This is a genomic window from Shewanella carassii (assembly GCF_002777975.1).
GTDB lineage: Bacteria > Pseudomonadota > Gammaproteobacteria > Enterobacterales > Shewanellaceae > Shewanella > Shewanella carassii.
In genome coordinates this window covers 240,138-260,429 of record NZ_NGVS01000033.1, presented here as the reverse complement: position 1 = coordinate 260,429, position 20,292 = coordinate 240,138, and the positions used below count along the sequence as shown (strand labels likewise).

The following is a 20,292-nucleotide window of genomic DNA, read 5'->3' as shown; positions in this document are numbered from 1 at the left end:
GTAGTAGAAGTAAATCAGATGGTTACTCCATCAAAATTTACTTGTTATTGTGTACTTTTTCCAATAAACGTAACGAAGTCGCTATTGCTGGGAAGGTTGCATTCTGATGCTTGGCTAGTAGTAGATGAGTGAATTTGGCCAATAGGTAGAGGTTTGCAGTACCCCATACAATCCGTTAAACACTAAATTAGCAAATACACCAACACACTTCTGTCCAGAAACGAGCTACAGCTTTACCATATATTGTGTGATCACCATATCGGTCAGATGTATATGGAAATGCGGACCGGTGCACCATCACAGGCAACATGTACCTTCTAACTACTTGTAGCTGCCAAACTGCCAGCGTCTCATTTTGTCGATTTGATCGACCGATCTCGTTATGTCCTTGTAGGCACGCCCGGCCAACCTGTTTTGGAATACCTCCATTTTGTCGGCAATGGCTTTCATCTTCGGGCCGTATACGGTGTTGTACAGCCACTGCCAAAAAATAGAAAGCCAGCATCAGAATGAAAATCAAAGCGAAGAAACCAAATACCTCCGCAAGGTTTTGGGGTAGAAAGCTAAACTCCATAATCAGTTTATGCCCAAAAAAACCTATAAAACTATTCACAAATCCCACAATTTAAGGCAGATAAAGTACCAATAGAAAAAAGGCGCCGAAGCGCCTTTTTAAAACCCGATCCCGAGAGGAATTATTCCCACTCTATCGTTGCCGGTGGCTTGCCTGAGATGTCGTACACCACGCGGGAGATACCGTCGATTTCATTGATGATGCGGTTGGACACCCGGCCGAGGAAGTCGTACGGCAGGTGAGCCCAATGGGCAGTCATAAAGTCGATGGTTTCCACGGCGCGCAGAGACACAACCCAGTCGTACTTACGGCCATCGCCCATTACACCTACGCTGCGAACCGGCAGGAACACAGTAAAGGCCTGACTGACACGGTCGTACAGTTCGGCTTTGCGCAGCTCTTCGATGAAGATGGCATCGGCGCGGCGCAGCAGATCGCAGTACTCTTTCTTGACTTCGCCGAGTACCCGTACACCCAGGCCTGGGCCAGGGAATGGGTGGCGATAGAGCATGTCGTAAGGCAGGCCCAGCTCCAGGCCAATCTTGCGTACTTCGTCTTTGAACAGTTCACGCAGCGGCTCAACCAGACCCAGCTCCATATCTTCCGGCAGGCCGCCGACGTTATGGTGTGACTTGATCACATGGGCCTTGCCTGTGGCACTGCCGGCAGACTCGATAACATCAGGGTAGATGGTGCCCTGGGCCAGCCACTTGGCGTTAACGCACTTACCGGCTTCTTCGTCGAAGATTTCCACAAATACCCGGCCGATGATCTTGCGCTTGGCTTCAGGGTCATTTTCGCCTTTAAGGGCATTGAGGAATCTGTCTTCGGCTTCAACCTTGATGATGTTGAGACCGAAGTGGTCGCCGAACATCTCCATCACTTGCTCGCCTTCGTTCAAACGCAACAGGCCGTTGTCGACAAACACACAGGTGAGTCTGTCGCCGATGGCGCGGTGCAGCAGCATGGCGGTAACAGAGGAGTCGACCCCACCGGAAAGCGCCAGGATTACTTCGTCGTCACCTATCTGCTTTTTCAGGCGCTCAACGGCGTCTTCGATGATGGAAGCGGGTTTCCACTTGGCTTCACAGCCACAGATCTCCAGCGCGAAATGCTCCAGCATGCGCTTGCCCTGACGGGTATGGGTCACTTCAGGGTGGAACTGCACGCCGTAGAAACCTTTGGCTTCATTGGCCATGGCGGCGAATGGGCAGGTTTCGGTCTTGGCAACCGCGACAAAACCTTCAGGGATGGCCGAGACCTTGTCACCGTGGCTCATCCATACATCCAGCAATGGACGACCGGCTTCATTAACGGCATCTTCGATGTTTTTGAACAGTGCAGATTCGGCCAGCAGTTCGATTTGCGCGTAACCGAACTCACCCTCGCCTATGCCCTGGATAACCTTGCCGCCCAGCTGTTCGCTCATGGTCTGCATGCCGTAGCAGATACCCAGTACAGGCACGCCTGCGTTAAACACATACTCAGGGGCACGGGGAGAATTGTCGGCGGTGACACTCTCGGGACCACCGGCCAGAATAATGCCCTGAGGGGCAAACTCGCGGATCTGCTCTTCACTGACATCCCAGGCCCAGAGTTCACAGTAAACGCCAATTTCGCGGATACGACGGGCAATCAGCTGGGTATACTGGGATCCGAAATCAAGGATCAGTATCTTGTGCTCATGAATATTGCTCATTGATAACCTTTATCTCTTTAGTTTGATTGCAGTGCCTGCCGTAACAGGCACAGTTTTTATCTGCTTATAAACCAAGGGCGACACTCATGCCGCCCCGAATTTGTTAAACGCCTGAACGGTAGTTCGGCGCTTCTTTGGAGATAGTCACATCGTGAACGTGGGATTCGCCCATACCGGCAGAAGTCACCTTGACGAACTGGGCCTTTTCACCCAATTCCTGAATGGTGGCGCAACCTGTCAGCCCCATACAGGAGCGCAGACCGCCCATGTACTGATGGATAATCTCTTTGATTTTGCCTTTATAGGGAACGCGGCCTTCGATACCTTCAGGTACCAGTTTGTCGGCAGCGTTGTCGCTCTGGAAGTAGCGATCAGAAGAGCCTTTTGACATGGCGCCCAGAGACCCCATACCACGGTATGACTTATAAGCACGGCCCTTGTAAAGTTCAGTTTCGCCTGGAGATTCATCGGTACCGGCAAACATGGAACCGGCCATGATGCATGATGCACCGGCCGCCAGCGCCTTGGCCAGATCGCCGGAGAAGCGAACACCACCATCGGCAATCACAGGGATGCCCAGGTGTTTAACAGCAGCGGCAGCATCAGAAACCGCAGTGATTTGTGGTACACCCACACCGGTAACGATACGGGTAGTACAAATGGAACCAGGGCCAATACCGACTTTAACCGCATTCACACCGGCCTCAACCAGCGCCAGGGCGCCTTCGGCTGTTGCCACGTTACCACCAACGATCTGCAGATCCGGGTATTTGGCACGGGTATCGCGAATACGTTGCAAAACGCCTTCAGAATGGCCGTGAGAAGAGTCAATCAAGAGTACATCGACACCGGCTTTGACCAGCGCATCAACACGCTCTTCGTTACCTGGACCGGCACCAACAGCGGCACCGACACGCAAACGACCCAGCTCATCTTTACAGGCATTGGGCTTACGTTCGGCTTTTTCGAAATCTTTAACTGTGATCAGCCCCTTGAGCTGGAATTCACTATTCACAACCAGTACTTTTTCAATGCGGTTGGAATGCATCAGCTTTTGTACTTCATCCAGCTTGGTGCCTTCAGGTACAGTCACCAGACGCTCTTTCGGGGTCATGATTTCAGAAACCAGGCGGTTGGTATCGGTCACGAAGCGCACGTCACGGCCAGTGATAATACCCACCAACTCATTGGCTTCATTTACTACCGGATAGCCGGCAAATCCGTTCTTTTCGGTTAATACCTTGAGTTCGGCCAGAGTCGTAGAAGGCTTCACAGTCACAGGCTGTTGGACTACACCTGCTTCATAGATCTTCACTTTACGAACTTCTTCAGCCTGTTGCTCAATACTCATATTCTTATGAATAAAGCCCAAACCACCTTCCTGCGCCATGGCAATCGCCAGACGAGCTTCGGTCACTGTATCCATTGCGGCGGATACCAAGGGAATATTCAGTTCGATCTTGTCGGTCAAACGGGTCTTGAGATTAGCGGTATTAGGGAGAACGGTCGAGTGGGCCGGAACCAGCAGCACATCGTCAAAGGTAAGCGCTTCTTTAATTAATCGTAGCATTGCAACATCTCCCCGGGGGTTAGATTGAAGGTGAAATATTGCGGCGGCATTATACCTTGCAACCCCGGGGTGGTAAATGGGAAAATAGAGAAAAATTCCAATTTGAACGCAAATTCCATGCCAGAGCCCAAAAAACAGGTATATACCGTCTCCCGCCTCAATGCCGAAGTTCGCGCCTTGTTGGAGGGAAACCTAGGCAGAATTTGGCTCAATGGTGAAATTTCCAACTTTGCCAGTCCAAGTTCGGGCCACTGGTATCTGACACTCAAGGACAATCATTCGCAAATTCGCTGCGCCATGTTCCGTGGCCGCAACCAGAACGTGACCTTTCGCCCGGTCAACGGCCAGCAAGTGCTGGTGCGAGCCGCCCTGAGTGTGTATGAGCCAAGGGGCGATTATCAACTGCTTATCGAAACCATGCTGCCGGCCGGTGATGGCTTGCTGGCACAGCAGTATGAAGCGCTGAAGCTGAAGCTCGCGGCCGAAGGCCTGTTTGCCGCCGATACCAAACGACCACTACCGGCCAATATCCAGCGCATCGGGGTGATCACCTCCCCCACTGGCGCTGCCATACGCGATGTACTGCATGTACTGAAACGCCGCGATCCTTCCATCGAAGTGGTGATCTACCCCTCACAGGTTCAGGGTGGTACTGCCACCAACCAGCTTATTGAGGCACTCACCGTGGCCAACCAGAGGCTGGAAGTGGATCTGTTACTGCTGACCCGCGGTGGCGGCAGCCTGGAAGATATGTGGTGTTTCAACGATGAAAATCTGGCCCACGCCATCTACAACAGCGCCCTGCCGGTAATTTCAGCGGTGGGCCATGAAGTGGATACCTGTATCAGTGACTATGTCGCCGATTTGCGTGCCCCTACCCCATCGGCCGCCGCCGAGCTAGTATCCCAGGATGTCGACAACAAGCGGCAAAAGCTGACCACTGCCATGGCCAGGCTGCGCCAGGGCTGGCAACACTGGCACTTAGCCAAACGCCAACAGCTGTCACTGCTGGATCACAAATTGCAACGCCAGGATCCCAAGCGGCGGCTGGAGCAGCTGGTACAGCAGTTTGATGAGCAGCAACTGAGAATGACGGCCGCCATCAACAATCGCTTGCACCGGCTGGAACACAGACAGCTACAGCTCAAGAGCCGCCTCGAATCCCAGAGCCCGGCCCACAAGCTGAGCCTGGAAGGCAGCAGATTGAATTATCTCGGTCAACAGTTGCAGGATGCCATAGCCGATAAACTGAAAGAGGCCAAGGCACGCCTGGGGGCCAGCGCCCATTCGCTGGAAAGTGTCAGCCCACTATCGACTCTGTCCAGAGGTTACAGCATCAGCAAGAACGAAGCCGGGAAAGTCCTCGAAAACAGCCAGGACGCCCTAGTCGGCGAGCAGATGCGCACCCAGTTGAAACAGGGCGCGCTGCTCTCAAGAATTGAAGCTATCATAGAGGAATAGCATCAATCAGATACATGCTCCTCGCTAGGAAAGGACCCAACTGTGAGTCGTTCGTAGATATTATTCCAGTTCACTGGCCCTTGATTAAACATCCCCCCCAATTCAGGTGTGATGTTGGCCATCAGAAACAACAAAGCCGGGTCAAACCCGGCTTTGTTTTGCGAAAACCCTATCAGGCTTTCTTGTTCTTGATGTGCGCCATCATCCGCTTGCGGCGTCTTTCCTGACTCAGGGTCAGTTTCTCCCCCTTGCCTTCAAAGGGGTTGGCCCCTTCTTGGAAGCGCAGCTGGATGGGCGTACCCACAACCTTCAGCGAGCGGCGGTAGTAGTTCATCATATAGCGCTTGTAGGAATCCGGCAGCTTGGATACCTGGTTGCCGTGTACCACCACGATAGGCGGGTTGTAACCACCGGCGTGAGCATACTTGAGTTTGACCCGGCGACCATTGACCAGAGGCGGCTGATGATCGTCCTGCGCCATCTGCATGATCTTGGTCAGCAGCGAAGTGGACACCCGTCTGGTAGCACTGTCGTAAGCTTCTTCGATGGATTCATACAGATGACCCACGCCTGTGCCATGCAGCGCCGAGATAAAGTGAATGCGGGCAAAGTCGATAAAGCCCAGACGACGGTCCAGCTCACTCTTGACCCTTTCCTTGACGTCGTTGTCTATGCCGTCCCACTTGTTGACCGCAATCACCAGCGCCCGACCGGCGTTGAGGGCAAAACCCAGCAAACCAAGGTCCTGCTCGGCGATACCTTCACGGGCATCGATAACCAAGAGCACCACGTTGGCGTCTTCAACCGCTTTCAGGGTTTTAATCACCGAGAACTTTTCAACGACTTCATGCACCTTGGCGCGGCGACGCACCCCGGCGGTATCTATGATGACGTACTCACGGCCTTCACGCTGCATTGGAATATAGATGGAGTCACGGGTGGTGCCCGGCTCATCATAAACCACTACCCGCTCTTCACCGAGGATGCGGTTGGTCAGGGTCGACTTGCCCACGTTGGGCTTGCCGATAATCGCCAGCTTGATAGGCAGGTCCTGCAGTCTGGCCTGTTCGGCTTCGGCTTCCTCTTCTGTGTATTGACGCTCGTCGACCTTCTCTTCCTCGGGCGCATCCGGGTTAATCCCCATCGCCTCGGCAAAAGGAGCCAGCGCATACTCAATCATATTGGTAACGCCGCGGCCATGAGCCGCCGCCATCTGATACACCTCACCCAGGCCCAGGGCCCAGAATTCGGCGCAGGCGGAATCGGCATCGATACCGTCAATCTTGTTGGCCACCACGAAGGTGGTCTTTTGCCGACTACGAAGATGTTGGGCTATGGCCTGATCGGCCGCGGTCAAACCGGCGCGGGCATCTGTCAGAAACAGCACTACATCCGCTTCTTCGATAGCCGCCAGCGATTGCTCGGCCATCTTGGTTTCTATGCCTTCTTCGGTGCCGTCAATACCGCCGGTATCCACCAGGATGAATTCGTAACCTGACAGATAGGCACGACCGTATTTACGATCCCGCGTCAAGCCTGGGTAATCCGCCACCAGTGCATCACGGGTGCGGGTCAGACGATTGAACAGGGTCGACTTACCGACATTGGGTCGCCCTACCAGGGCCACTACAGGAATCATCTTTTTGCCTCTTTAAAACTTCTCAATAAAAAGCCCCCGGAACACACTCCCAGGGGCTTGGCAGTATCAAAGCCTGGGTTCAGGGCAGAGTTACTGTGGCAATTTTGCCATCCCGGGTCTGCAGATAGATTTTGTCGTCAACCACCAGAGGTTGACTGAACAGGCCCGAGCTGTCGATCTGCACCCGACCGACAATTTGGCCGTTGCTGCGATCGATAAAGTGCAGATAACCTTCAAAGTCACCCACAACCACATAGTCCCGGAACACAGCCGGTGCGGTCAGATCCCGGTTGACCAGTTCCGAGTTACTCCACAGCTCCAGACCGTTACGTCTGTCCACTGAGTATACACGGCTATGATCGTCCACCAGAAACAGGCTCAAGCCAGCACTGTCTAGCTCGTGGAAACTGGAGTACTTGCGTGACCAAACAATACGGCCACTGCGCATTTCCATGCTCACCAGGTTACCGTTGTAGCTCACCGCGTACAGGTTATCACCCAGCAACAGCGGCGTCATATCGACATCGGCCATACGGCTGAACTCATTGCCACCTTTAGGGGTGTAGATCGGTTGCTCCCAAGCGGGTTGACCGTTGTTTTTGATAACAACGGCGACCTTGCCATCGGCCGTACCGACAAAGAAACCGCCCTGAGCATATGCCGGTGAACTGGTGCCTCGCAGAGTCAAGTTTGGTAAGGAAGCTTCATAGCTCCAAAGCTTTTCACCTGTGTCGACATTAAAGGCGTCCAGCGAGCCTGAGCTGCTGTTGACCACCACCATGTCTTCGGCCACTGCGGGCAAGGACAACAGCTCGCCATCGGCTACCGCGTGCCACAGCACTTCACCGGTTTCGGCATCAAGCGCTGCCAATAGGCCACTCTCACCGCCGACAAACACCTTGTTACGGGCTGCGGTCACACCTGATGCCAGACGGGCGCCCTTGTTCTTTTTCAGGGCACCATCACGGAACGCTTCACTGAAGTCGGTGCTCCAGACCTTCTCACCACTGGTTTCGTCAAAGGCGGTTACTTCACCATAGCGGTCGGCGACAAAGACTTTGCCGTAACGTACTGCGGGACGCAGACGGGAGTAATAATCGCCAACACCACTGCCAACCGAAGCGCTCCAGCTGACCTCTGGGAATACGCTGGCGTTGAGTTCCAGCAGTGGACTCACGGGTTCTTCTTCCACATCGCTGGAAGCACAACCTGTCAGTGCGCCTATGGCCATGCCACAAGCCAAAAGGGTTTTACACCACGACTTCATTGGCCTTCCTTATGCCTGATTCAGGTTATCGAGTTTCATCTGCAGCGCCGGACTGGTCGTCACGCCACCATTTTTAACGGCTTCCTGATAAGCGAGTCTCGCCTTGTCGGTTTCGCCCTGACGCAGCAACAGATCGCCTTTGAACTCATCTCTTTGGGTAGCAAAAGCACTATTTTTGACTTGATCCAGCGTGGTCAAAGCGGTAGCAACCTGGCCCTGCTCGGCTTGAATACGTGCCAGACGCAAGGTGGCAACCGCTGTCAGGGCATCACCCGGCTTAGCGGCAATCACGGTTTTGAGGGCTGCTTCAGCTTTTGCCAGATCGCCGGCCTCAACCGCGCTCTTGGCAACAATCAGTTGCATCAGTGCCGAGTAACCGGCCTGGGCATGCTGCTTGTCAAATTCGGCCGCAGCAGCCATCACTGTCGCTTCATCACCGCCTTGCATCAAGGCCTGGTTAAAAGCCTGAGAGGCGGCTTCGGCACGTTCCACTTTGACATCGGAATAGTAGTTCCAGCCATAAAGGCCACCCAGGCCAATTACGGCACCAGCGACTATCGAAACACCATAGTCTTTCCAGAACTGCTTGATCGCCTCAACTTGTTGTTCTTCTGTGCTGTAGATTTCCACCCGCACTTCCCCTCTAAATTATTTAATCAGTTCTGCCAAATAGTCGGCCAGGGCCTGGCGTTCAACATCCTGCTGAGCGCCATCACCCCGCAGCGGTTTCACCGCCACCTTATTGTTGGCCAGTTCGGTCTCACCGATAATCAGCGCAAAACCCGCGCCGCTCTTATCGGCTCTTTTCATCTGTTTCTTGAAGTTGCCACCACCGCAGTGACTCATCACCTTAAGCTTGGGCAGCTTCTCACGCAGTTCTTGGGCAATTTTCATCGCCTCAATTACGCAGTCATCGCCCATGGCGGTCACGTAGACATCCACTTCGGCAGCAACATCGGCGTTCAGCTCTAGGGTTTCCAGCAGCAGAACAATCCGCTCCAGTCCCATGGCAAAGCCTACTGCCGGCGTTTCTTTACCGCCAAGCTGGCTCACCAGACCGTCGTAACGACCACCGGCCAGCACAGTGCCCTGAGCGCCTAAACTATCGGTGACCCACTCAAATACGGTGCGGTTGTAGTAATCCAATCCGCGTACCAGGCGTGGGTTAACCTTGTATTGGATACCAACGGCCTCCAGGAGTTCACACAAGCGGGCAAAATGTGCCTTGGAGTCTTCACCCAGGTAGTCCATCAGCGCCGGAGCATCGGCCAGCAAGGATTGAACCTGCTGATCTTTAGAGTCCAGCACCCGCAGTGGGTTGCTGTACATGCGCCGCTGGCTGTCTTCATCCAGCTTGTCTTTATGTTGCTCGAGGAAGGCCACCAGCGCTTCACGATAGGCGGCGCGCTCGTCGCTGTCACCCAGAGTGTTCAGCTCGAGCGAAACATGTTCGGTCAATCCAAGCTTCTGCCACAAAGAGGCAGACAGCATCAACACTTCGGCGTCGATATCGGCGCTCTTAATGCCATAAACTTCAACCCCGAACTGATGGAACTGACGATAGCGCCCTTTCTGTGGCCGCTCATGGCGGAACATGGGGCCCATATACCACAAACGCTGTTCCTGGTTGTACAAGAGGCCATGTTCGTTACCGGCACGAACTGTCGAGGCGGTGCCTTCCGGGCGCAGGGTGAGGCTGTCACCGTTGCGATCGGCGAAGGTGTACATCTCCTTCTCGACAATATCTGTCACTTCCCCTATCGAACGCTTGAACAGGTCTGTGTTCTCAACGATAGGTGTGCGGATTTCACTGTAACCGAAAGAGGCAACCGAGGCGCGCAGTACCGCCTCCACTTTTTGCCATACGGGGCTTTGAGTTGGCAGAATGTCATTCATTCCGCGAATCGCTTGGATCTGTTTTGCCACTATCTCGACTCGTTTTGCTCTGGGGCTATAAATTCAAAAATGCCAGCCATTATAGGCGCTTCACCGGCAAACGTAAAACTGGCCAGCGCTGGCCAGTTCACATTCACGTCATCAGGGATTATTCGGCTTCTTTGACTGAAATACGGTTTTCCATCATTTGCGCCTTGGCGCGAATTTTGGCTTCGAGGGCATCGACCAGATTGTCGTTGTCGAAACGCTCTTTCTGACGCTCACCTTCGTCATAATAACCGCTCTTGCGGTTACCGCCGGTAAGGCCAATATGGGACACCAGGGCTTCCCCCGGGCCATTGACCACACAGCCTATGATGGAGACATCCATGGCAGTGGTAACATCTTCCAGGCGCTGCTCCAGGGCGTTGACCGTGCCTATCACATCAAACTCCTGCCTTGAGCAGGATGGGCAGGCGATAAAGTTAATTCCGCGGGAGCGAATGCGCAGTGACTTGAGGATATCGAAACCGACTTTGATCTCCTCTACTGGATCGGCAGCCAGCGATATTCTCAAGGTATCGCCTATGCCTTCGGCCAGCAGCATACCCAGACCCACGGCCGATTTAACGGCACCGGCACGGGCACCACCGGCTTCGGTGATCCCAAGGTGCAATGGCTGTTTAATCTGTTTCGCCAGCAAACGGTAGGACTCTACCGCCAAGAACACGTCCGATGCCTTCACCGAGACCTTGAACTGATCGAAGTTGAGCCTGTCGAGAATATCCACATGACGCATTGCCGATTCCAGCAAGGCTTCCGGGGTGGGCTCTTGGTATTTGTCCATCAAGTCTTTTTCGAGACTGCCGCCGTTTACCCCGATACGGATGGGGATATTCTTGTCACGGGCAGACTCAACCACTGCGCGGATACGCTCTTCATTGCCTATATTGCCTGGATTAATACGCAGACAGTCGGCGCCGTATTCCGCCACTTTAAGGGCTATGCGGTAGTCGAAATGAATATCGGCCACCAGCGGCACCTTGACTTGCTGTTTGATAAGCTTGAACGCTTCGGCGGCATCCATGGTAGGCACAGACACCCTCACGATATCGGCGCCTACGGTTTCCAGCGCCCGAATTTGCGCCACTGTGGCTTCTATATCTGTAGTGCGGGTATTGGTCATCGACTGCACTGCGATGGGAGCGCCATCACCTATAGGTACATTGCCGACATAGATGCGGGTGGAAGGACGGCGTTTTATCGGATTTTCACTGTACATCGTATTCTGCTCTGTTGACTCGGCGCCCTGGGTGCGCCACTTCAATTATCCTGCTTGGTGCTATTATGCCTGTGGCAGGGTCAGTCTGGCTACCCGGCCGCTGGGGAAATCGGCAAGGCTCACGGCCTGGCCGTTAAATGTCAGGCTAACTGTCTGCGGCGCGCCCAAGACCAGTTTAAAAGGCGCCTTACCCTGCACGCTGATGGTTTGCCCTGGCGATCTCAGGCCATCTATCAGGGTCTTGCCGTTGGCATCTGTGAGTTTGATCCAGCAGTCGCCATCAAGCTCTATGCCAACCGCAGCCAAGGCAGATTCTGTTGCCGGTTGCACTTCGGTCGTCTCGACATTGGCGATGGCACCGCTGGTGTTGTCCTCGGCACTGTCTGCCTCTACCTCAGCGCTTTCAGTATCACTCTCGGTTTCCAAGGCTGGGTTTGATGCCGCAGAGGCGCCCGGCTCACTGTCGGACAGCACTTCAACTGGCTGTTGCGGTGCATTCTGCTCAGCCATTTGCGCCTGGTGCGATTCAAACTCCTTGGCCTGCTGCATCTCTTCTGCCGTTGGTTTGGAGAAGTCGACATCGGACACCACAGAAGGCTTTTGCAGCCACCACACCACCAGCAGAGCCAGCAGCAGAAAACCGATGAGGTAAGTCACCAGCATCAAACGGCTGTCGCTGGCCTGACGGCTAGTCTTGCGCGAAAAGCTTTGCATGGTTGGCTCAGTCACCTTGGGGACCTGCCGCGCCAAACAAGCGTTGATAACGTCTTTATCCACGCCCAATATGCGAGCGTAATTCTTCACATAACCGCGAACATAGGTAGAGGAATCTATATTGCTAAAGCAGTCGGCCTCGATATCGGCCACAATACAGGGGCGTAAGTGCAGCCTGGTGGCCGCATCTTCTATGGTGATACCTTTTTGTTCGCGTGCGCTTTTCAATAATGACCCGAGCGTATCCTCTTGCCCGGGAACCTTTTGGTTCTCATCTTCATCCTTGTTGATTTGATTATTCAACTCTGTCATCAGTGCATACTTGCCCGGTATTGTTTGGCTTGGGGAGACGCTGGGAATTTGGCCAACAGCAGTATTCCATAACGCTTGGCGGCCGCGTCATCATTTAACCCTTGCTCAATGTGAATGCCCAACGCCAAACTCTCCGCTGTTTCGGGGACCACCCTATGGAGGCGTTCCAATTGTATTCTGGCTGCGGCATAGTTGTGGGCGTCAAGCTCCAATTCTGTCAGTTCCAGTAATGAAACCTGTCTTCTGGGTTCATACTTTAGCGCCATCTCAAAATAGAGTCGCGCTTTTTCCATTTCCCCGGCATCCCGGCTGCAAATACCCAGGTTTTCATAACTGGAGGCAGTGCGGGTATATCTGGGGTTGTCGATTGCCATTAGGAACATCTTCTCTGCCTTAGAGTATTTCTTCTGTTGACAGAGAAACACCCCAAAGTTGTTCATCGAGTCGCCACTGGCATTGCGGGTTTCAATGGCGGCTTCATAGGCCTGTTCGGCCTTCACCACTTCACCCACGGTTTGATAGTAATAAGCCATGGCAATATGCACATCCTCAAGATGAGGGGCGTATTCCATGGCCTTGTCGAGATTATATTTGGCTTGTTGGGAGTTGCCCTTTTGCAGATAGGTCAGGCCTAACTGTGTCCGTTCCTTGGCAGCGGCAATTTTGTCAAACTGGCGTTCCGAGACCGGAATGTCCGTGCCGGCATAAGTTCGCTCGGTCACACATCCGGGCAACATGGCCCCGAGCAATAACGCGAGCGTTAAACCTGGCAATCCGTGCTTCATTGGCAAACCTATAAATCTGGACAAACAAAGAGTTAATCCATTGTGACCGAAATTTGATTGGCTTGCATGCGTTTTTTCGCCAGACGCTTGGTTCTGTCACGTATATCCCCGGCCAACTGGCCACAGGCGGCATCGATATCATCGCCGCGAGTCTTACGCACTATCACTGTCAGGCCGTATTCCATCAGCACTTTGGCAAACCTGTCGATACGGGAATTGGAAGAACGCCCGTAAGGAGAACCCGGATAAGGATTGAATGGGATAAGGTTAACCTTGCAGGGGGTATCCTTCATCAACTTGGCAAGCTCATGGGCTTGCTCTGTGCTGTCGTTGATATGATCGAGCATCACATACTCCAGCGTGACCCGGCCGCGGTTAGCGTTGGACTTGGCGATATAACGACGAATAGCAGCCAAGAATTCATTGAGCGGATACTTCTTGTTGATAGGCACCAGCTCGTTACGCAACTCATCATTGGGAGCATGGATACTGACCGCCAGCGCTACATCGAGGGCGTCGCCCAGTTTATCCAGCGCCGGTACTACGCCTGATGTCGAAACTGTTACCCGCCGTTTGGACAGGGCAAAACCAAAGTCATCCAGCATGATATCCATCGCCGGGATCACATTGGCCAGATTCAGCAAGGGCTCACCCATGCCCATCATCACTACGTTGGTGACCGGACGCTCACCGGTTTCCTTCTGGAAGCCGAGAAAATGGGATACCCGCCAGATTTGGCCGACAATTTCAGACACTGTCAGGTTACGGTTAAAGCCCTGCTGAGCCGTGGAGCAGAAAGTGCACTCCAGCGCACATCCTACCTGAGAAGAGATACACAGAGTGGCCCTATCATCTTCCGGAATATAGACGGTTTCCACTTCCTGACCTTCGCCGACATTAATAGCAAACTTGATGGTGCCATCGGCCGACTTCTGATAGCTGGAGATCTCCGGCGCTACCACTTCACAGCGCTCTTTCAACTTGGCGCGCAGGTGTTTGTTGATATTGGTCATCTGGTCAAAGTCACTGATCCCGAAGTGATACAACCACTTCATCAGCTGTTCGGCACGGAATGGCTTATCGCCCAATTCAACGAAAAGCTCACGCATTGCCTTACGATCAAGATCCAAAAGATTGATCTTTTTTTCACTCATTTGACTTTCCTCAACACCAAAACCTGCAGCAGGGCGGCGAATTATACAGATAGCCCGCCACTATAGCCAGTAGTTCAGCGGTTGCTCTTATACCCATGAGTCGATCTGCAAAGCAGAAAATTAAGCTTCAACTCACAAGCTCTATGATAGAATAGCACCGGGCTAATATTGGCCTTTGCATCGGAGTGATAATTCCCCCCTTATGCTAACGCTTATCGTTATTGTATTAATCGCCATCGGCGTCTCTTTTCTCTGTAGTGTATTTGAAGCCGTACTGCTTTCGGTGACTCCCAGCTATATAGCCTCATTGAGGCAGTCCAATCCGGATGCTGCCGAACGTCTTCAAAAACAAAAAGACAATGTCGAATCTCCCCTGGTTGCCATTTTGACACTCAACACCATAGCTCATACTGTGGGTGCGGCAGTGGCCGGTGCCCAGGCAGCCAAAGTGTTTGGCGATGAGATGTTAGGGGTATTCTCCGGGGTACTGACCTTCCTCATTCTATTCTTTTCCGAAATCATCCCCAAAACCATAGGTGCCAACTACTGGCGAGCCATGGCCCCCAGCGTGTCTGTTGCACTGGTGTGGATGGAACGACTCACTCTGCCGCTTATCTGGATGTCCAATAAGGTTACCCGTTTGCTCGGCAAAGGTGATTCTGGCCAATATATCCGCCAAGAGATGAGCGCCATGGCCAAGATAGGTCATGAGTCCGGTGAACTGGATGAACAGGAAAGTAAAATTCTGACCCAGATGCTGAGCGTCAAGGAGATGCCGGTTACCGCCATCATGACTCCAAGAACCGTGATGTTCACTCTACCGGCCGCCCTGACTCAACACGAATTTGTCAGCCAGCACATCAACAAGCCTTTCACCCGGGTACCTATCTTCGATAAGGACCACGACGATATCATAGGCTATGTCAATCGTACCGATGTGCTGCTGAATGAACGGGATAATCCCGATGCGCCTCTGGGTAACCTCAGACGTAGTTTGGTGATAGTGCCGGAAACCGCCCGCATCCTGCCACTGTTTGAACTGATGATCAAACGCAACGCACAGATAGCCATGGTGGTGGACGAGTACGGCAGTGGTCAAGGTCTGGTAACGCTGGAAGACATAATCGAATCCTTGCTGGGACTAGAGATTGTCGATATCAATGACCCGGCCACCGACATGCAGCAGTTGGCAAGACGTCTTTGGAAACGCCGCATGAAAGATAAGGGGATCCGCCTCTCGGATGACAGAGAGCCAGCCAATGAATCACAGGGTTTTTGACGTGCTATTAGACATAGCTGAAGGTTAATAACTCTAAACACGCTATCTGCACCAACATCATTCAAAGGGGAGCTCAGGCTCCCCTTTTTCATCCGCCTCTGGAGGTGTACAATCCCCGCTCGCAGAATGAGGATGATATGCACACAGATTATGTTTTAAAGCTTGCCCATCTCAACGACACCCACTCACACTTGGATCCCAGCCGGGTTCAGTTCAAGATTGACTCTCAGGGACGCGAGTTTGATCTTCACAGTCACAGTGGTGGCTACGCGCGGATCTCGGCTCAGGTCAAGGCCGCAAGAGACGCTGCCCAAGCACAAGACCTGCCTTTTATCCTGCTCCACGGCGGCGATTGTTTCCAGGGCACCTTGTATTACAACCAGTTCAAAGGCCGGGCCAACGCCAAACTACTGAAGATGTTGGCACCCGATGCCATGGTCATAGGCAACCATGACATTGACGATGGCAACGCCCTGCTGGCCGGTTTTATCAAAGAGGTCGGCTTCCCTGTGCTGGCGGCCAATATGGATCTCAGCGGCGAAGCTGAAGATAAGCCCGGGCGTCTTCGAGGGCTGGCCAACCTCCATGATCTGGATACCACCTCTGGCATCGGCCGCTGCCTGATAAAACCTTTCTATGACAAGCAGCTGGCCATAGTCGGTATTACTCTGGATCAAATGAAAGCCATCGCCAGGCCGGATCCCGATACCAAATTTGCCGATGCCTTTGTCACTACCAGGAAGACTGTTGAAGCCCTCAGAGCCAAAGGCATAGTGCATATCATAGTGCTGAGTCACTTAGGGTTGGATCAAGACAGATTACTGGCCGAAACCATCCCCGGGATCAGCCTGATAGTTGGCGGCCACACCCATACCCTGATGGGTGATTTCCGCGGTTTTGGCCTGCCATGCCTGCCCTATGGTGAAAACGTCAACGGCGTGCCTATCCTCCATGCAGGTAAACATGCCGAAACCCTGGGGCTCGCCGACATTCAGTTCGATGACGCCGGCCGGGTGACCCGGCTCGAAGGCAGTAACATCTTTATGCTGGACCGTCAGTTTCTGCTGAGCGGCCCACTAGCTGCCACCGAAGCCGACTACCAAGCCGCCAAGGTCATGTTGGAGCAACATCCAGGGATTCACTGGGATAATACCGATGAAGCCATGGAGCAAGTGATTGCCAACGAATTCCGCCCGGCGATCAGCAGCATGGCAAATCAGGTGCTGGCACTGGTACCCAAGGCCCTAGTGCACACCCGTCTGCCAAGCCGCACCCTACCCCATGGCAGTGAAATTGCCCCCTGGGTCAGCCGCAGCATGTTTCTTGAGTCCAGAGCTAAAGACCAAAGAGTGGACTTTGCGCTGCATAACGCCGGTGGCGTGCGTCAATCTGTGCCCCAGGGGCGGCTGACCAAAGCCGATGTGCTCGGGCGCCTGTTACCGTTCGAATTGCCGTTGGTTAAATATGAAATTGCCGGGGAACACCTCTACCAGGCACTGGAGTCAGCCATCAACGCCGCCACCAACAACGGCGTGCGTGGCACTGGCGCCGGCAGTTTCCCCTATACCTATGGGCTGAGATATTTCTATGATGGCCGCAAAGAGCAGGGAGAAAGACTATTCCGGCTGGAGCTATTGCGGGCAAATGGCCTGTGGCAAGCACTGGCGCCGGAGCAGCACTATATCGGAGTGTCCACCTGTTACACCACAGCCGGGAAAGAGGGCTATGAACCCCTGTTGCAAGCCCGCTGGCAGGAGTCGATGCCGTCGCTGACATTACCGGGCGCCTTCATCAACTTTTTGAAAAAGGCCCCCAAACTGGATGAATTGCTATTGCCCCATGTGCACTATACCAGCCATAGGGCCGAAGCTGCCGGCGAATAAGCCGGTAGCATTCAAAGCGGTTATCCCTCCCCCTTTGAGCTGACAAACCAACCGCTTCATAAACCAAAGTCACAGCCTTGCAGGCGCTCGGCAAACCAGCCTCGCGCCTTTCCCATCTCCCCTTTTCGCCAGTCCATATAGATGGGCAGCGAAGGCCTGGCAAGGCCACTTTGCGCTGCACCAACTCTCCTTTGGCCAAGGCGCCCCGGATCAAATGCAGCGGCAGAAAGCCCCTCCTATTCCCATCTTCTGTGCGGTTGGAATAAAGCGCATCCCAGCCGCCAAGGGTCTCATGGGGCACGCTGACGGTGAGCTGTTTACCCAGTGATTAATGAAAGCAGCGGCGCCTGTGGCAAGACAGTATCCAGCGCCAATGTCAGTTGCGCCTCCCAGCCGGTTTCCAATTGCCTCACGGCATCCTCAAGCCGGGCAGTGACCGCCAGGTTCTCCCGCCCCTGAGTCAACACCAAACGCCCTACTGCCGCGGTGTTGGCCTTCACCATGCTGATGGCGATAGTCACAGTACACCTGGACAACGGCTTGTTTATGTCCAACAACGGTTACGAGTTTGGTCTGGCATTGCTGGCCGCCACTGTATCCGTGGCAATCTACCGCCTAGAGTTGACCGCTGCCAAGCAGACAAGCTTCAAGTTGGCAAAGGGACGCAACTTCTATGCTCAAGTGGTGGAAGGAGAGCTGCAACTGGCAGGTGAAACTCTGCAAAGTGGCGATGGCATTCACATCAACGAACGTGAGGAGTTTGCCATCAAGGCCGGCAACAAGCGTATCGTCGCCCTGGTGTTTGATTTACCATAACAAGCAGCATTTCTTGGCATTTGCCCAAGGCCGCCCTTGGCACTTCATTTGGGTGATTTTCTAGGACAGCTTAGGTTATAACTGCAGCTGCATACTGAAATTGATCAGCACTTCCCCGTGGCGTTGATGCTGATTACGCTTCAAGGTTGTAAAGCCTTGCTTGCTGAAAAACGCTTTAGCATAGAAAGAAGCTTCAACCCTCAAACACTGCACCCCGGAATCGACGGCGTATCTCAATAGCTGCCGGTAGAGCTTGGCGGCGATCCCCCGGCGCTGGGCATTGGGGTGAGTAAAGAGGCAATCTATCTCGGCTTCACCCGGCGCATTCAAAGGCTTTAGGTTAATAAATCCGAGCAAATTGCGACCATCTTCGGCAACCCAAAGCGCCGTCCCCAGCAAACGTTGCCGCCACTCATCTTCGCTGCGCTTTGCAGGCGACCAAGCCTGGCATTGCGCCTGGCTGTAATGCTCAGTGCTGGCGTTTACCACCAGATGAAACAGCTCGGCGATTGCCGCGCAGTCCTCGGGGCGACCTTGGCGAACAATAAAACCGTGCTCGGCTTGAGTGGGCATTGGTGAATTCATCGGCGGCTTAGCTCTTATGCACCAAAGGCGCCAGTATCAGCTTCATAAAGTAGCTGCCGAACATCTGGCCAGATTTTTCCTGGTAGCTTTTATGATGCAATCGGAACCCGGCGCGTTCAAACACTGGCTTGGACAAAGAGGAAGCATCGGTTGTCAGGTGATGATAGCCTTGAGTGAGTGCCCACTTCTTGGCGGCTTCAAGCAAAGCGGAAGCAACTCCCTGACGCTGGCTATCGGGCGCCACATAAAGGCAGGCGATATAACCTCGCTCACGGAAGGTGGTCTCCAGCAACATAAACCCCACACATTGAGGGTTTTGCTCATCGCCCTTAAGCATCACCCAGGCCTGAGCTCGTTTAAGCCTCAATTGCCAGTAACGCCCCGAGCGAGGCGCTGTCGACCAAACCAGACGCTGAGCCGCACTATAGCGAGTATCATCTATGGCAGAAACGGCACTATGGTACAGATTGGCTATCTGTTCCCCCAAGTGCCTGTGACGAGAGTGAGAATAAACCTCTACCCGCAACATGATTATGTGTACCAAGCCAGTTGAATTGCGGGCATTTTGCCCGACAATTACGCTTAGGCAAAGCCCTGGAGCACAAATAAAAAAGCCGCGAACAGAGTCGCGACTTTAATAGAGAGCGGATGAAATCACTTCTTATCGATTTCACCAACAAACATCAGCTTGTCAAAGGTACGGTTGAGGGTCTTGCTAGTGAAGTTATTCATCCACATCTGCTCGGTTACCTGCACCTTGTCACCCTTGGCCACCGCTACCTGAGGCCCTGCCGCCCAGAATGTCTTATCGGCTTCCTTAATCTGTACATAGGTATAACCACCGCTGTTCATGGTGTCGACTACTGTGCCTTCGTGCACCACACCTTGTGCCCAGGCTGAAGAGATACCCATTGCCAAAGCCGCGGTTGCCAAGATCTTTGCCAGTTTTGCCATTGTCTATTGTTTCCTGTTGTCGTTGGAAATTTAATTAAAGCATGAGCTACATCATAAATCGCTAATAGGGCTCACACTTTTGACAGCTTCAAGGGCGCAGTAAGGGTCGCAGCATGGACTCAAGACCATTGAGCTTTACCTCATAGATAAGCGCCAACTGCTGCCCAAGCTTACCCTCTGGGAACCCTTTGGAATGAAACCACACCAGATAAGGCTCGGGCAACTCCAATAACTTGCGTCCGGCGTACTTGCCAAAAGGCATGGTCTGATTGATGGCTTCCAACAACTGCTGTTCCGGCTGCATGCTCTCTCCGTTGGCAGATAAAGAGGGGAGTATACCTTGTCGAGAATCGGCGATACCAGCGGCAAAGACATGCAATCATAGGTTCAAAAACAACGAAAAAGCTAATCAATACAAGAACCAGGCTAGAACGAAAACCAAT

At 53.4% G+C, this 20,292-nt stretch carries 19 protein-coding genes and 1 pseudogene; 5 read left to right on the top strand and 15 right to left on the bottom strand.

Features of this window, described 5'->3' with window-relative positions; translation table 11 throughout:
• Positions 1 to 695: 695 nt before the first annotated feature.
• Together guaA and guaB are read right to left on the bottom strand one after the other, a co-directional pair.
• Positions 696 to 2,273: a glutamine-hydrolyzing GMP synthase gene (gene guaA, locus CBE72_RS17375; protein ID WP_028779200.1), complete on the bottom strand. Its 1,578-nt coding sequence runs from the start codon at positions 2,271 to 2,273 to the stop codon at positions 696 to 698.
• Between the two features lie 103 nt (positions 2,274 to 2,376).
• The gene (guaB, locus tag CBE72_RS17370; RefSeq protein ID WP_100145351.1) at positions 2,377 to 3,843 is read right to left on the bottom strand and encodes an IMP dehydrogenase; all 1,467 of its coding nucleotides are present in this window, start codon (positions 3,841 to 3,843) and stop codon (positions 2,377 to 2,379) included.
• Between the two features lie 117 nt (positions 3,844 to 3,960).
• Between guaB and xseA the strand changes: the two genes are divergently transcribed.
• Positions 3,961 to 5,304: an exodeoxyribonuclease VII large subunit gene (xseA, locus tag CBE72_RS17365; protein WP_100145349.1), complete on the top strand. Its 1,344-nt coding sequence runs from the start codon at positions 3,961 to 3,963 to the stop codon at positions 5,302 to 5,304.
• Positions 5,305 to 5,476: 172 nt separating this feature from the next.
• Here xseA and der read toward each other — a convergent pair whose 3' ends face one another.
• From der to rlmN, 8 genes are all read right to left on the bottom strand, one after another.
• Entirely contained in the window at positions 5,477 to 6,943 is a 1,467-nt protein-coding gene (gene der, locus CBE72_RS17360; protein WP_025887505.1) for a ribosome biogenesis GTPase Der, read from the bottom strand.
• Positions 6,944 to 7,022: 79 nt separating this feature from the next.
• Positions 7,023 to 8,210, bottom strand: coding sequence for an outer membrane protein assembly factor BamB (bamB, locus tag CBE72_RS17355; RefSeq protein WP_100145347.1), 1,188 nt, complete (start codon positions 8,208 to 8,210; stop codon positions 7,023 to 7,025).
• A gap of 9 nt (positions 8,211 to 8,219) precedes the next feature.
• Entirely contained in the window at positions 8,220 to 8,840 is a 621-nt protein-coding gene (locus CBE72_RS17350) for a YfgM family protein (protein WP_100145346.1), read from the bottom strand.
• Positions 8,841 to 8,858: 18 nt separating this feature from the next.
• A complete protein-coding gene (gene hisS, locus CBE72_RS17345) occupies positions 8,859 to 10,136 on the bottom strand; it encodes a histidine--tRNA ligase (protein ID WP_100145344.1) in 1,278 nt (425 codons plus the stop codon).
• 118 nt (positions 10,137 to 10,254) lie between these two features.
• A complete protein-coding gene (ispG, locus tag CBE72_RS17340) occupies positions 10,255 to 11,367 on the bottom strand; it encodes a flavodoxin-dependent (E)-4-hydroxy-3-methylbut-2-enyl-diphosphate synthase (protein WP_100145342.1) in 1,113 nt (370 codons plus the stop codon).
• A 63-nt stretch (positions 11,368 to 11,430) separates the two neighbouring features.
• A complete protein-coding gene (locus CBE72_RS17335; protein ID WP_100145340.1) occupies positions 11,431 to 12,393 on the bottom strand; it encodes a RodZ domain-containing protein in 963 nt (320 codons plus the stop codon).
• A complete protein-coding gene (pilW, locus tag CBE72_RS17330) occupies positions 12,393 to 13,178 on the bottom strand; it encodes a type IV pilus biogenesis/stability protein PilW (protein WP_100145338.1) in 786 nt (261 codons plus the stop codon). Before pilW ends, CBE72_RS17335 begins: the two co-directional genes overlap by 1 nt.
• A 32-nt stretch (positions 13,179 to 13,210) precedes the next feature.
• Positions 13,211 to 14,332, bottom strand: coding sequence for a dual-specificity RNA methyltransferase RlmN (rlmN, locus tag CBE72_RS17325; protein WP_039035076.1), 1,122 nt, complete (start codon positions 14,330 to 14,332; stop codon positions 13,211 to 13,213).
• Positions 14,333 to 14,534: 202 nt separating this feature from the next.
• Here rlmN and CBE72_RS17320 point away from each other — a divergent pair, with 202 nt between their 5' ends.
• Both CBE72_RS17320 and CBE72_RS17315 read left to right on the top strand, forming a co-directional pair.
• Positions 14,535 to 15,611, top strand: coding sequence for a CNNM domain-containing protein (locus tag CBE72_RS17320; protein ID WP_100145336.1), 1,077 nt, complete (start codon positions 14,535 to 14,537; stop codon positions 15,609 to 15,611).
• A 137-nt stretch (positions 15,612 to 15,748) separates the two neighbouring features.
• Positions 15,749 to 17,494, top strand: a complete 1,746-nt coding sequence (locus CBE72_RS17315; RefSeq protein WP_100145334.1) for a bifunctional metallophosphatase/5'-nucleotidase — start codon at positions 15,749 to 15,751, stop codon at positions 17,492 to 17,494.
• Between the two features lie 317 nt (positions 17,495 to 17,811).
• On the opposite strand, the gene CBE72_RS20175 is transcribed toward CBE72_RS17315, so the two are convergent.
• The gene (locus CBE72_RS20175; protein ID WP_157929106.1) at positions 17,812 to 18,015 is read right to left on the bottom strand and encodes a hypothetical protein; all 204 of its coding nucleotides are present in this window, start codon (positions 18,013 to 18,015) and stop codon (positions 17,812 to 17,814) included.
• Here CBE72_RS20175 and CBE72_RS20450 point away from each other — a divergent pair.
• Together CBE72_RS20450 and CBE72_RS20170 are read left to right on the top strand one after the other, a co-directional pair.
• A pseudogene (locus CBE72_RS20450) lies at positions 17,966 to 18,103 on the top strand (oxidoreductase); the annotation flags it as partial. The gene CBE72_RS20175 and the pseudogene CBE72_RS20450 overlap by 50 nt on opposite strands.
• A complete protein-coding gene (locus CBE72_RS20170; RefSeq protein WP_229671951.1) occupies positions 18,095 to 18,310 on the top strand; it encodes a pirin family protein in 216 nt (71 codons plus the stop codon). The pseudogene CBE72_RS20450 and the gene CBE72_RS20170, both read left to right, overlap by 9 nt.
• A gap of 75 nt (positions 18,311 to 18,385) precedes the next feature.
• On the opposite strand, the gene CBE72_RS17305 is transcribed toward CBE72_RS20170, so the two are convergent.
• From CBE72_RS17305 to CBE72_RS17290, 4 genes are all read right to left on the bottom strand, one after another.
• A complete protein-coding gene (locus tag CBE72_RS17305) occupies positions 18,386 to 18,883 on the bottom strand; it encodes a GNAT family N-acetyltransferase (RefSeq protein ID WP_157929104.1) in 498 nt (165 codons plus the stop codon).
• 19 nt (positions 18,884 to 18,902) lie between these two features.
• The gene (locus CBE72_RS17300) at positions 18,903 to 19,424 is read right to left on the bottom strand and encodes a GNAT family N-acetyltransferase (protein ID WP_100145330.1); all 522 of its coding nucleotides are present in this window, start codon (positions 19,422 to 19,424) and stop codon (positions 18,903 to 18,905) included.
• 125 nt (positions 19,425 to 19,549) lie between these two features.
• Positions 19,550 to 19,849, bottom strand: a complete 300-nt coding sequence (locus CBE72_RS17295; protein WP_100145328.1) for an NrfJ — start codon at positions 19,847 to 19,849, stop codon at positions 19,550 to 19,552.
• An 88-nt stretch (positions 19,850 to 19,937) separates the two neighbouring features.
• Positions 19,938 to 20,153 (bottom strand): DUF3820 family protein, encoded by a 216-nt coding sequence (locus CBE72_RS17290; RefSeq protein WP_028779188.1) that lies wholly within the window; start codon positions 20,151 to 20,153, stop codon positions 19,938 to 19,940.
• Between the last annotated feature and the right edge of the window lie 139 nt (positions 20,154 to 20,292).

Bases quoted from the DNA above. Each gene is read 5' to 3' on its own strand.
- CBE72_RS17300 (WP_100145330.1), bottom strand. From the start codon at position 19,424: ATGTTGCGGGTAGAGGTTTATTCTCACTCTCGTCACAGGCACTTGGGG.
- bamB (WP_100145347.1), bottom strand. From the start codon at position 8,210: ATGAAGTCGTGGTGTAAAACCCTTTTGGCTTGTGGCATGGCCATAGGC.
- CBE72_RS17335 (WP_100145340.1), bottom strand. From the start codon at position 12,393: ATGACAGAGTTGAATAATCAAATCAACAAGGATGAAGATGAGAACCAA.
- CBE72_RS17295 (WP_100145328.1), bottom strand. From the start codon at position 19,849: ATGGCAAAACTGGCAAAGATCTTGGCAACCGCGGCTTTGGCAATGGGT.
- xseA (WP_100145349.1), top strand. From the start codon at position 3,961: ATGCCAGAGCCCAAAAAACAGGTATATACCGTCTCCCGCCTCAATGCC.
- rlmN (WP_039035076.1), bottom strand. From the start codon at position 14,332: ATGAGTGAAAAAAAGATCAATCTTTTGGATCTTGATCGTAAGGCAATG.
- CBE72_RS17290 (WP_028779188.1), bottom strand. From the start codon at position 20,153: ATGCAGCCGGAACAGCAGTTGTTGGAAGCCATCAATCAGACCATGCCT.
- CBE72_RS17320 (WP_100145336.1), top strand. From the start codon at position 14,535: ATGCTAACGCTTATCGTTATTGTATTAATCGCCATCGGCGTCTCTTTT.
- pilW (WP_100145338.1), bottom strand. From the start codon at position 13,178: ATGAAGCACGGATTGCCAGGTTTAACGCTCGCGTTATTGCTCGGGGCC.
- guaB (WP_100145351.1), bottom strand. From the start codon at position 3,843: ATGCTACGATTAATTAAAGAAGCGCTTACCTTTGACGATGTGCTGCTG.
- CBE72_RS17305 (WP_157929104.1), bottom strand. From the start codon at position 18,883: ATGCCCACTCAAGCCGAGCACGGTTTTATTGTTCGCCAAGGTCGCCCC.
- der (WP_025887505.1), bottom strand. From the start codon at position 6,943: ATGATTCCTGTAGTGGCCCTGGTAGGGCGACCCAATGTCGGTAAGTCG.
- ispG (WP_100145342.1), bottom strand. From the start codon at position 11,367: ATGTACAGTGAAAATCCGATAAAACGCCGTCCTTCCACCCGCATCTAT.
- guaA (WP_028779200.1), bottom strand. From the start codon at position 2,273: ATGAGCAATATTCATGAGCACAAGATACTGATCCTTGATTTCGGATCC.
- CBE72_RS17315 (WP_100145334.1), top strand. From the start codon at position 15,749: ATGCACACAGATTATGTTTTAAAGCTTGCCCATCTCAACGACACCCAC.